At 75.9% G+C, this 14,332-nt stretch carries 13 protein-coding genes and 1 pseudogene; 11 read left to right on the forward strand and 3 right to left on the reverse strand.

Translation table 11 applies throughout. The annotated features are described in order from the left end of the window. The first annotated feature begins 22 nt into the window (after positions 1 to 22). Positions 23 to 1,087, forward strand: coding sequence for a S66 family peptidase (locus tag BFL37_RS12430; protein WP_086515433.1), 1,065 nt, complete (start codon positions 23 to 25; stop codon positions 1,085 to 1,087). 40 nt (positions 1,088 to 1,127) lie between these two features. Here BFL37_RS12430 and BFL37_RS12435 read toward each other — a convergent pair whose 3' ends face one another. Together BFL37_RS12435 and BFL37_RS12440 are read right to left on the reverse strand one after the other, a co-directional pair. After that, complete coding sequence (locus BFL37_RS12435; protein WP_086515434.1) at positions 1,128 to 2,159, reverse strand: glycosyltransferase family 9 protein; 1,032 nt, start codon at positions 2,157 to 2,159, stop codon at positions 1,128 to 1,130. A 58-nt stretch (positions 2,160 to 2,217) separates the two neighbouring features. Beyond that, on the reverse strand, positions 2,218 to 2,883 hold the full coding sequence (locus BFL37_RS12440; RefSeq protein ID WP_086515435.1) for a DedA family protein: 666 nt from the start codon (positions 2,881 to 2,883) through the stop codon (positions 2,218 to 2,220). Positions 2,884 to 3,176: 293 nt separating this feature from the next. On the opposite strand from BFL37_RS12440, the gene bla reads away from it, so the two are divergent. After that, complete coding sequence (bla, locus tag BFL37_RS12445; RefSeq protein ID WP_241534070.1) at positions 3,177 to 4,184, forward strand: class A beta-lactamase; 1,008 nt, start codon at positions 3,177 to 3,179, stop codon at positions 4,182 to 4,184. Between the two features lie 19 nt (positions 4,185 to 4,203). On the opposite strand, the gene BFL37_RS12450 is transcribed toward bla, so the two are convergent. Further along, on the reverse strand, positions 4,204 to 4,827 hold the full coding sequence (locus BFL37_RS12450) for a TetR/AcrR family transcriptional regulator (RefSeq protein ID WP_086515436.1): 624 nt from the start codon (positions 4,825 to 4,827) through the stop codon (positions 4,204 to 4,206). Positions 4,828 to 4,892: 65 nt separating this feature from the next. On the opposite strand from BFL37_RS12450, the gene BFL37_RS12455 reads away from it, so the two are divergent. The 9 genes and pseudogenes from BFL37_RS12455 (at position 4,893) to BFL37_RS12490 (ending at position 14,301) form a co-directional block, all read left to right on the forward strand. Then, positions 4,893 to 5,525 (forward strand): GNAT family N-acetyltransferase, encoded by a 633-nt coding sequence (locus tag BFL37_RS12455; protein ID WP_086515437.1) that lies wholly within the window; start codon positions 4,893 to 4,895, stop codon positions 5,523 to 5,525. Between the two features lie 203 nt (positions 5,526 to 5,728). After that, the gene (locus BFL37_RS12460; protein ID WP_086515438.1) at positions 5,729 to 6,421 is read left to right on the forward strand and encodes a hypothetical protein; all 693 of its coding nucleotides are present in this window, start codon (positions 5,729 to 5,731) and stop codon (positions 6,419 to 6,421) included. Positions 6,422 to 6,485: 64 nt separating this feature from the next. Beyond that, a complete protein-coding gene (locus BFL37_RS12465) occupies positions 6,486 to 7,331 on the forward strand; it encodes an endonuclease/exonuclease/phosphatase family protein (protein ID WP_086515439.1) in 846 nt (281 codons plus the stop codon). Further along, entirely contained in the window at positions 7,325 to 7,984 is a 660-nt protein-coding gene (locus tag BFL37_RS12470) for a hypothetical protein (RefSeq protein ID WP_086515440.1), read from the forward strand. Before BFL37_RS12465 ends, BFL37_RS12470 begins: the two co-directional genes overlap by 7 nt. 185 nt (positions 7,985 to 8,169) lie before the next feature. Beyond that, positions 8,170 to 8,661: pseudogene (locus tag BFL37_RS14885) on the forward strand (D-glycero-alpha-D-manno-heptose-1,7-bisphosphate 7-phosphatase); the annotation flags it as partial. Between the two features lie 27 nt (positions 8,662 to 8,688). Beyond that, positions 8,689 to 9,840 carry a glycosyltransferase family 9 protein gene (locus tag BFL37_RS12475; RefSeq protein WP_431305862.1) on the forward strand — a complete coding sequence of 384 codons (1,152 nt, stop codon included), beginning with the start codon at positions 8,689 to 8,691 and terminating at the stop codon, positions 9,838 to 9,840. Next, entirely contained in the window at positions 9,837 to 10,925 is a 1,089-nt protein-coding gene (locus tag BFL37_RS12480; protein WP_086515441.1) for a glycosyltransferase, read from the forward strand. The genes BFL37_RS12475 and BFL37_RS12480 overlap by 4 nt, the downstream gene beginning before the upstream one ends. Beyond that, on the forward strand, positions 10,922 to 12,922 hold the full coding sequence (locus BFL37_RS12485) for a glycosyltransferase (protein WP_086515442.1): 2,001 nt from the start codon (positions 10,922 to 10,924) through the stop codon (positions 12,920 to 12,922). Before BFL37_RS12480 ends, BFL37_RS12485 begins: the two co-directional genes overlap by 4 nt. After that, positions 12,919 to 14,301 (forward strand): PfkB family carbohydrate kinase, encoded by a 1,383-nt coding sequence (locus tag BFL37_RS12490; protein WP_086515443.1) that lies wholly within the window; start codon positions 12,919 to 12,921, stop codon positions 14,299 to 14,301. Before BFL37_RS12485 ends, BFL37_RS12490 begins: the two co-directional genes overlap by 4 nt. The last annotated feature ends 31 nt before the right edge of the window (positions 14,302 to 14,332 follow it).

A 14,332-nucleotide genomic window follows, 5' to 3' on the forward strand; every position in this document is an offset into this window, starting at 1 on the left:
CCGCGCCTGCTTGCATGAGCGCATGATCCCCTCCACCTCCTCCCGGTTCCGCAAGTCCGTGCCCAAGGCGAAGGCGGGAGACCGGGTGGCGGTGCTGAGCCCCGCGTTCGCCGCGCCGGCCGTCGCGCCCGAGGTGCACGAGCAGGCGATGCGGCGGCTGCAGGAGGCGACCGGGCTGATCCCCGTCGAGTACCCGACCACCCGGCGGCTCGGCGCCAGCGCCCGCGACCGCGCCGCCGACATCACGGCCGCGTTCGCCGACGACTCCATCCGCGCGATCGTCTCGACCATCGGCGGCGACGACCAGGTCACGGTGATCCCGCACGTCGACATCGAGGAGCTGGCCCGCAACCCCAAGCCCTTCCTCGGCTACAGCGACAACACGAACCTGCACAACCTGCTCGCCGGGCTCGGCATCCCGAGCTTCTACGGCGGATCCACGCAGGTGCACCTCGGCGCCGGCCCCGGCATCGACGACGTGCACCTGCGCTCGCTGCGCGCGGCGCTGATCGAGGGCGGGGAGCTGGAGATCACCGAGCCCGGGGAGTCGGAGGACTTCGGGGTCGACTGGACGGATCCTCGCGCGCTCACCGAGCACGGCGAGCGGTCGGCGACCGAGTCGTGGAAGTGGGCCGGGCCCGCGACGACGGTGGAGGGGCCGACGTGGGGCGGCTGCATCGAGGTGATCGACCAGATCGCCATGGCCGGGCGCATGCCCGAGGCCGCCAAGCTCGAAGGCGGGATCCTGCTGCTCGAGACGAGCGAGGAGGTGCCGTCGGCCGCCAGCGTGAGCCGCTGGGTGCGCGGGCTCGGCGAGCGCGGGATCCTCGCCGTCGTCGCGGGCGTGCTCGTGGCGCGGCCGGTGACCATCGTGATGGGCCAGCCCGTGCCGTCGCCCGAGGAGCGCGCGCGGCTGCGGGCCGAGCAGCGCGACACCGTCATCGAGCAGATCGCCCGGTACAACCCGCGCGCGGTGGTGTGCGTGGGCGTGCCGTTCGGGCACACGCGACCGCAGTGGATCCTGCCCCACGGCGGGACGGTGCGGCTCGACGGGGCGGCGAAGACGGTGTTCGCGGACTACAGCTGACGCGCGCCGGCGGTAGCGGCCAGCTGCGCTTCGCGGCGGATCAGTCGCGCGGCTCGCCCGTGAGCGGCCGGATGACGCGGTGGCCGTCGAGGGAGCGGGCCGCCTCCAGGACGTGGGCGGGCGTGATCGCGAGGAGGGCCGGATCCGGGATCGCCGAGAAGGTGTCGCCGAGGCGCTGCGATGCATCGGTCAGCACGATGTGCGGGCCGGACGCGGGCGGGCCCCACTCCTCGGGCGGGGCCGGGCCGAAGATCACGACCGAGGGGATGCCGTAGGCGGTCGCGAGGTGGGCGGCGCCGGTGTCGGCGGAGATCACGAGGTCGGCGGCGGCGATGATGCCGGCGAACGCGTCGAGGGCCAGCTCGCCGGCGAGCACGGTCTCTGTGGGCATGCCGGCGATCGCGGCGACCTCGAGGGCGCGCTCGCGCTCCTTGTCGGATCCGGTGAAGACCACCGTGCGGCCCTCGTCGGCGAGCGCGCGGGCGACCTCGGCGAAGCGGTCGACGGGCCACTGGCGGGATCCGTACGCGGCGCCCACGTGGATCACGACGGCGTGCTCGGCGACGGGCGGCTCGGTGGGCAGGAGGATGCCGACGTCCTCCGGATCCGCGGGCATGCCGTGCCAGGAGACCAGCCGGGCCCAGCGGTAGCGCTCCAGGACGTGGTCCTCCCACGCGGGGCCGTCGGCGGCGGGCATCCCGTCCAGCTCGGGCGCGGCGTGGCCGAGGGTGCGGTGGGGGCGCAGCTCGTGGAGGAGGGTGCGGCTCTCGATGCCGGCGCCGTGTAGGTTGATCGCGAGGTCGACCGTGCCGGGCTCGCGCGCGATGGGGTGGTCGAAGCCCTGCTGCGGGAGGTGCTCGTCGACCATGCCGAGGAGCTTCACGACGGGCGCGAGCCAGCCGGTGGTCGCGAGCGAGATGCGGGCGTCGGGGTGCGCGCGGCGGATGGCACGGAGAGCGGGGACGGCCACGAGGATGTCGCCGAGCTTGATGGCGCGGAGGACGAGGATCTCGGCGGGGGCGTCGGGAGCGGGCACGGCGTCGGGAGCGGCGCTGGCGCCGGGGATCTGCATGGGTTCCAGCCTGGCAGAGGAGCGGAGCGGCGGTCGGGGCGGAGGCAGACCGCCCGGGTCAGACCGCCCGCGCCCGCCGGATCAGCCGCGACACGATGAACCACACGACGAGCAGCGCGATGATGCCGACGGCCGCGTACGAGATCAGGCCGCTCCACTCCTCCAGCACCGGGCGGATCGCCGGGCCGAACGCGAAGCCGAGGCCCACCCAGATGGCGTTCCAGGCGCCGGATCCGATGATCGTGTAGAGCGAGAATCGCCAGATCGGCATGCGCTCGATGCCCGCGGGGATGGAGATGAAGGAGCGCACGAGCGGCACGCAGCGACCGAGGAGCACGGCGGTGCCGCCCCAGCGCTGGAAGAACGCCTCGGCCTTGTCGAAGTCGGCGTAGTCGAGCAGCGGGATCCGGCCGACGAGCCGGCGGGTGCGGTTCCGGCCGAGCGCGGCGCCGATCGCGTACCAGATGAGCGCGCCCACGAGCGCGCCGATCGTGGCCGCGGCCCACGCGCCCCACGCGTTCATCCGGCCCTCGTAGGCGAGGAAGCCGGCCACCGGGAGGATCGCCTCGGACGGGATCGGCGGCACGAACGTCTCGATGAGGACGGCGAGGCCGACACCCACCTCCCCCAGCACCTCGATGAGGGAGAGGACCCAGCCGACGAAGCCGTCGTATCCCTCGCTCGGGTGGATCGCTGCGGGGATCGCTGCCTGGATGGCGCTCATGCGGCCTCTCGTTCTCTCGGGGGGTCGGGCGTCGTGGTGCGTGGACGGCAGGGCCGTGGGATGCGCGGCCGTGGACCGCGTGCGGGCGGCGCGGATGGCACACCCCCGATCCGCGAGCTTAGGGAATGCGATTCCACAACCGCTGAATCGGCGGTGGTCCGTGCGGCGGACGGCCATGGATCCGCGGGAGGACGACGGATCCGCGGGGACACGAGAGGCTGGATCCGCGGCGCGCGCCGCCCCGCCCGACCGACGCCCCGCCTGACTGACGCCCCCTGCTGAGGAGCCCCGCCGTGATCCACCCCGCCCGCGCCACCGTCCGACCCGCCCAGCCCGCCCGCTCCGCCCGGCCCGCCCGCCTCCCCCTGGCCGCGACGCTCACCGCCGCCCTCCTCGCCGGATGCGCGGCTTCCCCGGCCGAGGCCCCGACGGCTCCGCCCGCGTCCGCGTCGGCCGCGCCGTCCGCATCCGCCGCACCCGCCGTCGACCAGGCCGCCGCGGATGCCGCCTTCGCCGCGCTCGAGGAGCGCTTCGGCGCGCGGCTCGGGGTGCACGCCGTCGACACCGGCACGGGCGCCGAGGTCTCCTGGCGCGCGGACGAGCGGTTCGCGTACGCCTCCACCATCAAGGCGCCGCTCGCGGCCGCGCTGCTCGACCGCGTCGGCGTCGACGGGATGGAGCGCGCCGTGCCGATCGAGGCGGCCGACATCCTCGAGTACGCGCCCGTCACCGAGACCCGCGTGGGCGGCACGATGACCCTCCGCGAGCTGGCCGACGCGGCCATGACCCGGAGCGACAACACCGCCGCGCACCTCCTGCTCGAGGCGCTGGGGGGCCCGGCCGAGCTGGATGCGGCGCTCACGGCCCTGGGCGACGACACGACGGTCGTCTCCCGCACCGAGCCCGACCTCAACGAGGCGACTCCCGGCGACGACCGCGACACCACGACCCCGCGCGCGGCGGCCGCGTACCTCCGCGCCTACGCACTCGGCGACCCGGGTGCGATCGCGGATCCCCTCGACGACGACGAGCGCGCCCTGTTCACCGGCTGGTTGAAGGCGACGCAGACCGGCGCGACGCTCGTGCGCGCCGAGCTGCCGGCGGACTGGACGGTCGGCGACAAGTCGGGCCTCGGCGCCTACGCGAGCCGCGGCGACATCGCGGTGATCTGGCGGTCGGACGCCGCGCCCATCGTCATCGCCGTGCACTCCGCGAAGGACCAGCAGGACGCGGATGCCGACGACGCCCTCATCTCGGGCGCCGCGAAGGCCGCGGCGGAGGCGCTGGGCGCGCTCGGCTGACGGGCGCGGGCCGGCCGGATCAGCGCCCGCCGTCCTCCGCGAGCAGCGCCAGCGCCCGGGACAGGTCGGCGACGGCCTGCTCGGCGGCCCGGTCGGCGCCGTCGTCGCGGCGCGCGAGCCAGGCGCCGACGATCCCCTGCATGCCCGCGACCGCGAGGGCCGCGCATCGCCCGGCGCGCGCGTCGTCGAGGCCGGCCGCGGCGAACCGGCGGCGCGTCTCCTCCACGTAGCGGCCGTGCTCCCAGGCGGGCAGGTCGGCGAGCGCGGGGATCCGCTGCACCGCGGACGCCAGGTCGAGCAGCACGCGCTGGCGGTCGGGCTCGCGGCGCACCCGGTCGAGCTCGGCGCGGAGGGTCGCGGCGACGACCTCGCCGAGCGGCGCACCCGTGGGATCCTCGGCCGCCTCCAGCTGCGCGACGACCGCCTCGACCTCCTGCCGCAGCAGCGCGCCGAGCAGCTCCTCGCGGACGCCGAAGCAGTAGTGGAAGGCGCCGTGCGCGAGGCCGGCCTCCGCGGTGATCGCCCGCGTGCTCGCTCCCGCGACGCCCGTGACGGCCATCACGCGCACCGCGGCGTCGAGCAGCTCGGCCCGCCGGGCGTCCCGGGACCCGTACGCGCGGGTGCTCTCGGAGGCGGCCTTCATGGGAGAAAGCTACCAACCGCGGAAGATTCGGCCACCTGGCCCAATCACTTGTCTAGCGTCGGGGCATGAGCACCGACCGCCCCGCCGCCCCCGCCATCCGCACCGCCCGCGCCGCCGACCTCGAGGGCGCATCCGCGGTGCTCGCCGAGGCCTTCGCGGAGGATCCCGTGATGCGCGACTTCCTCCCCGCCCACGGCGACCGACGCGCGCGCCTCGCGCTCCTCTTCGCCGCGCTCATGCGGAGCGGGCCGCTGGCCGCGGGCACCGTCGACGTCGCGGTCGACGCCGACGGGCGGATCCTCGGCGCGGCCGTCTGGGAGGCACCGGGCGGCGTCCCGGCGCACCGCCTCCTCCTGCGCGCGCCGCTGTTCCTCCGCGCGCTCGGGATCCGCGGCGTGCTGCGCGCCGCCGGCCACCTCGCCGCCATGCACCGGGCCCGGCCGGGCCTGCCGCACTGGTACCTCGCGGAGGTCGGCGTGGGGTCGGCCGCGCGCGGGCTCGGCGTCGGATCCGCGCTGCTCGCCCACGGCCTCGCCCGCGTCGACGCGTCGAGCGCCCCCGCCTACCTGGAGTCGTCGACCGAGCGCAACCGCGCCCTCTACCGCCGCGCCGCGTTCCTCGAGCTGGGCCTGATCCCGGGCCTCGCGTCATCCCGCCCGGCGGCGATGTGGCGTCCGGCGGGGGTCGCGGGCGCCTGATCCCGCGCGCGCCGCGGTCACGCCATCGAAGTACAGCGCGTCCGTGCACATGCGTCGCCGGGCTCACGACCACGACTCATTCCCCATGACGCCAGCAGCGCTCTCGACAGGCGATCGCGCGGCTAGTATCCTCGACCATGTAGCGCCCCAGGACCATTCGACTCCGGTCGGACTCCTGGGGCCATCGTCGTTTAAGGAGCGCGATGATCGACCCCGCGACACTCCCCGCGCTCCCCTCCCTGCTGAGCGCACCGAGGTTCGCCCGTTATCGAGACCGCTATTCGGGTGATGTCGGCCTGGCGCTCCGCCTGTATGCGTGGAACATGGAGCTGACAGCGGCGTGCTGGGGTCCCGTCAGCGTGGTCGAGGTCGTGGTCCGGAACAGCATCCACGACGCATTGCGACGCGACCGTCGGGACGACTGGTGGGAGGAACCGCACGTGCGGCTCCTGGATCGAGAGCGCTTCGCGATCTCCGCCACGATCGAGAAGCTGCGGCGACGCGGAGTCGACGCGCCGACGCCCGGACAGATCGTGGCGGCGACGAGCTTCGGGCTGTGGGTGGGCCTGACCGATGCCGGCCTCCCACGCCACCCGCTCTTGAGCTACGAGACAGCTCTCTGGCAGCCGCGCATCCGGAAGGCGTTCCCACACCTCGGGACGGTGAGGCGGAAGGAGCTGCACCGGAAGCTGGACGGCATCCGCGTCTTCCGCAACCGGCTCGCCCATCATGAGCCGATCTACGCGGCGCCCATCCCGCGGATCCTCGCCGACATGATCGACATCGCGGGCTACGTGCACGCGGATGCCGCTACCCTCATCGACGGCGCCCAACGCGTCGAGTCCACGATGGCGCGGATGCGGGCGGCCGTCGGCTCAGGCGAGTGCTGCATCTGACGCCCCTCGTGACATCTCCCCGCCAGCGTCGCCCGCCGGCGCCGCACTGGGGGACGATGGATCCATGACCCTCAGCGCCGACGGCACCCTCACGGACGGGCGGGCGCTGATCGGCCCGGTCGAGGCCCCCGCCCTGCACGTGATGACGTACAACATCCGCCGCCTGTTCGCGCACTACCGACCCGGCAGCCCCGACCGCTGGGCGGACCGCGAGCCGCTCCTCGCCGCGCTCCTCCAGCGCGAGCAGCCCGCGCTCCTCGGCACGCAGGAGGCGATGCCCACGCAGGGGCGCGCCCTGTCGCACGCACTCGGGCGGCACTACCGGCGGATCGGGCACGGCCGCAACGCCGACGGCCACGGCGAGGGCTGCCCCACCTTCTACGACACGCGCCGGCTCGAGCTCACGAGCTGGCGGCAGGTCGCCCTCTCGGACACTCCCGCGGTCGCCGGATCCCGTAGCTGGGGCAACATGGTGCCGCGGATCGCCGTGGTCGCCGACTTCACCGACCGCGCGACGGGCCTCCCGCTGCGGCACGTGAACACGCACTTCGACCACCTCTCGCGCCGGTCGCGCGAGGCGAGCGCGCGGATGATGCTCGAGATCGTCTCCGAGGTGCAGGCGCCCACGATCGTGGCGGGCGACACGAACGCGGGCGTCGACACCGAGCCGCACCGGCTGCTCGTGGAGTCGGGCGCGCTCGTCGACGCGTGGGACGGCGCCCGCGAGCGCCTCACACCCGAGTGGGGCACGTGGTCGAACTACAAGGCGCCGAAGCGCACGACCCGGCGCATCGACTGGATGCTCGTCACGCCCGACATCGAGGTGGAGCGCGTCGGCATCAACACCACGCGGATCGGCGGGCGCGCGCCGAGCGACCACGAGGCGCTGCAGGCGGTGGTGCGGTGCTGACGGATCCGACCGCGCCGACCCCGCCGGACGCACCGACCCCACCCGAGGACGTCGCGGCCTTCGCCGGGCTGGCCGGGCTCACCTTCCTGCAGCCGCCGCGCGGGATCACGGCCGTGCTCGCCGACGTCGTCCGCGTGATCGGGCTGCTCACGTTCCTCGTCTCCGTGTTCGCGTGGACGGGCACGACCTCCGCGATGTTCGCGCTCGCGCTGCTCGGGCTCGTGGCGCCGCGGGGGCTCGGGGCGAGGCCCGGGCTCGACCTCGCCATCGGGATCACGACGCTCGTCTCCGCCGCCAGCAACCGGCTCGACCTGTACGAGCGGCTGCCGTGGTGGGACATCCCCGCGCACCTCGTCACGACGGCCGCGCTCGCCGCGCTCGTGATCCTGCTGGCCGACCGCGCCGGCGTCGTCGTCGACCGGCGGCCGCTGCCCCTCGGGATCCTCAGCCTCACGGTGGGCCTCGCGCTCTCGGCGCTGTGGGAGCTCGGCGAGTGGGCGGGGCAGGCATGGCTCGACCCCGCGATCCTCACCGGCTACGACGACACGATCGGCGACATGGCGGTCGGCGGGCTGGGGGCGCTGCTGATCGCGCCGCTGATGCCGATGCTGCTGGCGCGGTCGCGGTGGATCGCGGAGGCGCCCGCGCGCTGACGCCGTCGGGCGGCCCCACCCGCCCGCGCCCGCGCCCGCGCCCCCATTGCCGCGCCCCCGCCCGAGGGCGCTGCTCCTCCCCGTGCTGGGGCGCTGCTCCTCCCGCGTGCGGAGGAGTGTGACGGCACGAGGAGAAGTGCTCGGGGCCGGGTTTGGGAGGAGGAGCAGTCGGGTACGTGCCCGACATGCGCTCGCCCGGGAACGACCTCGAGGCCGTCCTGTTCGACCGGGACGGCACGCTCGTCGTCGACGTGCCGTACAACGGGGATCCGGCGCTCGTCACGCTCATGCCCGGCGCCCGCGAGGCGGTCGACGCCGTGCGCGCCGCGGGCCTCCGCGTCGGCATGGTGACCAACCAGTCCGGGATCGCGCGCGGCCTCATCACGCGTGAACAGGCCGACGCCGTGAACGCGCGCGTGCAGGAGCTGCTCGGCGCGTTCGACCTCGTGCTGCTGTGCCCGCACGGATCCGCCGACGGCTGCGACTGCCGCAAGCCCGCGCCCGGGATGGTGCTCGAGGCCTGCCGGACGTGGGGCGTGGATCCGTCGCGCGTCGCGGTGGTCGGCGACATCGCGGCCGACATGGGCGCCGCCCGGAACGCGGGCGCCCGCGGCGTGCTCGTGCCGACGCCCGTCACGCGCGAGGAGGAGGTGGCCGAGGCGGAGCTCGTGGCCCCGACGATCCTCGACGCCGTTCACCTCCTCATCCACGACCCCGCACCCCGCCGCGTGCTCGTCGTGCGGCTCGACTCCGTCGGCGACGTGCTCATCTCCGGACCCGCGGTGCGTGCGGTCGCCGCTGACCCGGGCGTCGAGGTCCACCTGCTGTGCGGGCCGCGCGGCGCGTCCGCCGGCCGGCTGCTGCCCGGCGTCCACGCGGTGCACGTGTGGGACTCGCCGTGGATCTCCTCCCCCGCGCCCGCCGCCGACGCCGCCAGCGTCGACGCGCTGCACGCGATCCTCGCGGAGGTCGCGCCCGACGAGGCCGTCATCCTCACGTCCTTCCACCAGTCGCCGCTGCCGCTCGCGCTGCTGCTGCGGCTCGCCGGGGTCGGGCGGATCACCGGCGCGAGCGTCGACTACGCCGGATCCCTCCTCGACGTGCGCCTGAAGCCCGGCGAGGACCTCGACGAGGACCAGCCGGAACCCGAGCGCGCCCTCGCGATCGCCGCGGCGGCCGGGCACGCGCTGCCCGCCGACGACGACGGGCGCCTCACCGTGCTCGACGCCCCGTTGCCGTCCGACGTGGGAGCGCTCCTCCCCGACGGCCCGTTCGCGCTCGTGCACCCGGGCGCCGCGGTCGGTGCGCGCTCGTACCCGGCCGACCAGCACCGCGACGCGGTCGCGCTCCTCGGCGGGCGCGGGATCCCCGTGGTCGTCACGGGCGGACCCGACGAGCGGGACCTCACGGCGCACGTCGCCGGATCCACCGCCCTCGACCTCGGCGGCCGCACCGACCTCGCGGGCCTCGCCGCGCTCATGCGCCGCGCCGCCGTGCTCGTGAGCGGCAACACCGGGCCCGCGCACCTCGCGGCCGCGGTGGGCCTGCCCGTCGTCAGCCTGTTCTCGCCGGTCGTGCCGCCGATCCGCTGGGCGCCGTACCGCGTGCCCGTGATCCTCCTCGGCGACCAGGACGCGGCGTGCCGGCTCAGCCGCGCGCGCGACTGCCCGATCCCGGGGCACCCGTGCCTCAGCGGGGTGTCGCCGGCGGAGGTCGCCGACGCGGTCGAGCGGCTGCTCGCGACCAGCGGGCCCGGAACCGACCACGCGACCGAGCGCGCCGCGGCGGACGACGCCGCGCGGCGCGCCACGCCGGCCGCCCGCACCGCCCGATCCAGCGCGGGGGTGCCCGCATGAGGATCCTGATGTGGCACGTCCACGGCGGCTGGACCGACTCGTTCGTCCTCGGATCCCACGAGATCCTGTTCCCCACCACGGAGGCGCGCGACGCCTGGGGCCTCGGCCGCGGCGGCCGCGCCTGGCCCGCGAGCGCGCGCGAGGTGGATCCGTCGTCGCTGCACGAGACGCACGTCGACCTCGTGCTCCTCCAGCGCGTGGCCGAGATCGACGAGGCGGAGCGCCTGCTCGGGCGCCGCCTCGGCACCGACGTGCCCGCCGTATTCCTCGAGCACAACACCCCGCGCGGCGCCCCGACCGAGACCGTGCACGCGCTGGCCGATCGCGACGACATCCCGGTGATCCACGTCACGCGCTTCAACGCGCTCATGTGGGACACCGGGATCGCGCCCGCCACCGTCGTCGAGCACGGCGTGCCCGACCCCGGTGCGCTCTACACGGGCGCCTCGCGGTCGTTCGGCGCGGTGATCAACGAGCCCGTGCGCCGCGGCCGCATCACCGGCACCGACCTCCTTCCCGCGTTCGCGGCGGTCGCGCCCGTCGAGGTGTTCGGCATGGGCACGGATCTGCTGCCGGGCGCCTTCCCGACGCTCGACGGCCGGATCGTGCCGCGCGGCGACCTGCCGACGGCCCGGATGCACCCCGAGCTCGCCAAGCTCCGCGCCTACATCCACCCGCACCGCTGGACCTCGCTCGGCCTGTCGCTGCTCGAGGCGATGCACATGGCGATGCCCGTGCTCGTGCTCGACGCGACCGAGGCGTCGCGCGCGGTGCCGCCGGACGCGGGCGCCATCTCCTCCGACCCGGCCGACCTCGTGCGCGCGGCCCGACTGCTGCTCGCGGATCCCGACGAGGCCACCCGCCGCGGCCGAATCGCCCGCGAGGCCGCGCTCGCCCGCTACTCGCTCGGCCGGTTCCTGCGCGACATGGACACCGCGCTGCACGACGCGGTGGACGCGACCAACCGGCGGCGCGCGCATCGCCGGGCCGGCGGATCCACCGCCCCGCCGGACGCCGGCGCGACCGCGGACGCGCACGACACGCACCCCCTGCCCCACCCGCTCGACGAGAGGACGACACGATGAGGATCGCCATGATCTCGGAGCACGCCAGCCCGCTGGCGACGCTCGGCGGCGTCGACGCCGGCGGCCAGAACGTGCACGTCGCGGCGCTGTCCGCGGCGCTCGCGGACGAGGGCCACACCGTCACCGTCTACACGCGCCGCGACGACCCGGCGCTCCCGGCACGCGTCGCCTTCGCGCCCGGCGTGGAGGTCGTGCACCTCGACGCCGGTCCCGCGCGAGCGGTGCCCAAGGACGAGCTGCTGCCGCACATGGGCGAGCTCGCCGACGGCCTCCTCGCCGACTGGCGCACCGCCCGGCCCGACGTGGTGCACAGCCACTTCTGGATGTCCGGGGTCGCCGCGCTCGACGCCGCCGCGCGCCTCGCCGCCTCCCCCGCGGGCGCCGCCGCCGCGCCGCCGGTGCTGCACACCTTCCACGCGCTCGGGTCCGTGAAGCGCCGCCACCTCGGCGCCGAGGACACGAGCCCCGCCGCGCGCGCCGAGCTGGAGCCCGGCGTGGGCCGCCGCGCCGACGCCGTCATCGCGACCTGCTCCGACGAGGCCGCAGAGCTCGTGCGCGCGGGCGTCGACGCGGCCCGCATCACCGTGATCCCGTGCGGCGTCGACATCGAGCACTTCATGCCCCGGTCCGACGACGGCGACGGCGACGCCGCCGACGCCGACCGCCCCATGCGCGTCATGGTCGTCGGCCGCCTGGTGCCGCGCAAGGGCGTCGACCTCGCGATCGAGGCCCTCGGGATCCTCGCCCGCCGGGGACGCACCGACGTCGAGCTCGTCGTCGTCGGCGGTTCCGGCGACGCCGCCAGCGGATCCGACGACCCGGAGGCCCGCCGCCTGATGGACGCCGCCCGCGCCGCCGGGGTCGCCGACCGCGTGCGCCTGCACGGCCGCGTCTCCCAGGCCGACATGCCCGCCGTGATGCGCACCGCCGACGTCGTGGTGTGCGCGCCCTGGTACGAGCCGTTCGGCATCGTGCCGCTCGAGGCGATGGCCTCCGGCGTGCCCGTCGTCGCGTCCGCGGTCGGCGGCCTCACCGACAGCGTGGTCGACGGCGTGACGGGGATCCTCGTGCCGCCGCGCGATCCCGCCGCCATCGCGGACGCCCTCGGGGAGCTGCTCGCGGATCCCGCCCGCCAGCGCGCGCTCGGCCGCGCCGGCCGCGACCGCATGGAGCACGGCTACGCGTGGTCGACCGTCGCGGCGCGCACCGCCGAGGCGTACCGCGGCGCGATCCAGGCTGCCGCCCCCGACGACCTGCCCGCCGACCCGACCGTGGTCGACGCGCACCTCGACGCGCTCGGCCCGGTGCTCGACGACCTCCGCCGGCACGCGCCGCGCCTCACCGCGTGGGGCCGCGAGATGGCCGACCGCATGAGCCACGGCGCGCGCCTGCTCGCGGCCGGCAACGGCGGATCCGCGGCCGAGGCCCAGCACCTCACGAGCGAGCTGGTCGGCCGGTTCGACGGCGACCGGCGCCCGTTCTCCGCCATCGCGCTGCACTCCGAGTCGTCGGCGGTGACCGCGATCGGCAACGACTACGGCTTCGACGAGGTCTTCGCCCGCCAGGTGCACGCGCACGCGCGATCCGGCGACATCGTCGTGCTGCTGTCCACGAGCGGCCGCAGCGAGAACCTGCTCCGCGCCGCCGCGGCCGCGCGCGCCGCGGGAGCGACCACCTGGGCGATGACGGGCCCCGGCCCGAACCCGCTCGTGGAGGCGTGCGACGAGTCCCTCGCGCTCGACGGCCCGTCGGCCAACGTGCAGGAGGCGCAGCTCGTGGCCGTGCACGCGATCTGCCGCTCGTTCGAGAGCCGGCTGAAGGCGAACGACCGGGCCGCGGCGCGCGCGTCGGCGACGGCGTCGGCGTCGGCCGCCACCCTCTCCGCGTCGGCCGCCGCGTCCGTCTCCGGGAGCACCGTCTCCGAGAGCGCCGCGTCCGTCCCCGTCACGGTCGCCCCCGCGTCCACCACGGCCGAGCCCGCGGAGGTGCCGGCATGAGGATCGTCGTGGTCGGCGACGTGCTGCTCGACGTCGACATGACCGGCGCCGCCCACCGCCTCAGCCCCGACGCGCCCGTGCCGGTGATCGAGGTCGAGGAGTCGCTGCCGCGCGCGGGCGGCGCGGGCCTCGTCGCGACGATGCTCGCCCGCGACGGCCACGACGTGCGCCTCGTCACCGTGCTCTCCGACGACCGCCACTCCGCGACCCTCCGCGACTGCCTCCAGCGGATCGACGTGGTCGCCGGCCCGTCCGGCGCGCCCACGCCCGTGAAGACCCGCCTGCGCGCCGACGGCCACGCCGTCGCCCGCATCGACGAGGGCTGCGCGCCGCCGCCCACCCCGGCCGCGACCGACCAGATGCTCGACGCGATCGCCACCGCCGACGCCATCGTGGTCGCCGACTACGGCCGCGGCGTCACGCGCGATCCGCGCCTCCGCGCCGCCCTCGACGCGCGCGCCGCCGAGGTGCCGCTCGTGTGGGATCCGCACCCCGCGGGCGAGCCGCCCGTCCCGAACACCGCGCTCGCCACCCCGAACCTCGCCGAGGCGCGCGCGTTCTCGGGCGTCGCCGGGCGCGACGTGTCCGCGGCGGCCGACGCCGCCCGGATCCTCCAGGAGAGGTGGGGCGTGGGCACGGTCGCCGTCACCATGAGCGAGCGCGGCGCGCTGCTGGTCTCAGCTCCCGCGCCGGGCTCGGCCGGCGGATCCATGCCCGTCATCGTCCCGGCCCCGCTCGTCGCGACCGGCGACCCGTGCGGCGCGGGCGACCGGCTGGCGGCCACGGCCCTCGCGGCGCTGGCCGGCGGATCCACGGTGGACGACGCCATGCGCGACGCCGTCGCCTCCGCCGCCGAGTACGTGGACGCGGGCGGCGTCGCCACCCTCGTCGGCCCGCCCGCCGCGCGCCCCATCGGCGGCCACGCGGCGAGTGCCCTCCAGGTGGTCCGCGCGACCCGCGCCGCGGGCGGGACCGTCGTCGCGACGGGCGGCTGCTTCGACCTCGTGCACGCCGGCCACGCCCGCACGCTGGCCGCGGCCCGCGCGCTCGGCGACTGCCTGGTCGTGCTCCTCAACTCGGACGACTCGGTGCGCCGCCTCAAGGGACCCGAGCGCCCGATCATGACCGAGGAGGACCGCGTCGACCTCCTCATGTCGCTCGGCGTCGTGGATGCGGTGGTGCTCTTCTCGGAGGACACCCCCGAGGAGGCGCTCCGCTCCATCAAGCCCGACCTCTGGGTCAAGGGCGGCGACTACCGCGCCGAGGACCTCCCCGAGTCGGCGGTCATCGCCGAGTGGGGCGGCCAGGCCGTGACCGTGCCGTACCACCCCGGCCGGTCCACCACGAAGCTCGCCGGCGCGCTCGCCCGCGTCGGCTGAGCCCGACCCACGACCACCGAATCCCCGGTAC

Source organism: Clavibacter michiganensis, assembly GCF_002151125.1.
Lineage (GTDB): Bacteria > Actinomycetota > Actinomycetes > Actinomycetales > Microbacteriaceae > Clavibacter > Clavibacter michiganensis_C.

Bases quoted from the DNA above. Each gene is read 5' to 3' on its own strand.
- BFL37_RS12490 (WP_086515443.1), top strand. From the start codon at position 12,919: ATGAGGATCGTCGTGGTCGGCGACGTGCTGCTCGACGTCGACATGACC.
- BFL37_RS12480 (WP_086515441.1), top strand. From the start codon at position 9,837: ATGAGGATCCTGATGTGGCACGTCCACGGCGGCTGGACCGACTCGTTC.
- BFL37_RS12485 (WP_086515442.1), top strand. From the start codon at position 10,922: ATGAGGATCGCCATGATCTCGGAGCACGCCAGCCCGCTGGCGACGCTC.
- BFL37_RS12450 (WP_086515436.1), bottom strand. From the start codon at position 4,827: ATGAAGGCCGCCTCCGAGAGCACCCGCGCGTACGGGTCCCGGGACGCC.
- BFL37_RS12465 (WP_086515439.1), top strand. From the start codon at position 6,486: ATGACCCTCAGCGCCGACGGCACCCTCACGGACGGGCGGGCGCTGATC.
- BFL37_RS12455 (WP_086515437.1), top strand. From the start codon at position 4,893: ATGAGCACCGACCGCCCCGCCGCCCCCGCCATCCGCACCGCCCGCGCC.
- BFL37_RS12430 (WP_086515433.1), top strand. From the start codon at position 23: ATGATCCCCTCCACCTCCTCCCGGTTCCGCAAGTCCGTGCCCAAGGCG.
- BFL37_RS12460 (WP_086515438.1), top strand. From the start codon at position 5,729: ATGATCGACCCCGCGACACTCCCCGCGCTCCCCTCCCTGCTGAGCGCA.
- BFL37_RS12435 (WP_086515434.1), bottom strand. From the start codon at position 2,159: ATGCAGATCCCCGGCGCCAGCGCCGCTCCCGACGCCGTGCCCGCTCCC.
- BFL37_RS12440 (WP_086515435.1), bottom strand. From the start codon at position 2,883: ATGAGCGCCATCCAGGCAGCGATCCCCGCAGCGATCCACCCGAGCGAG.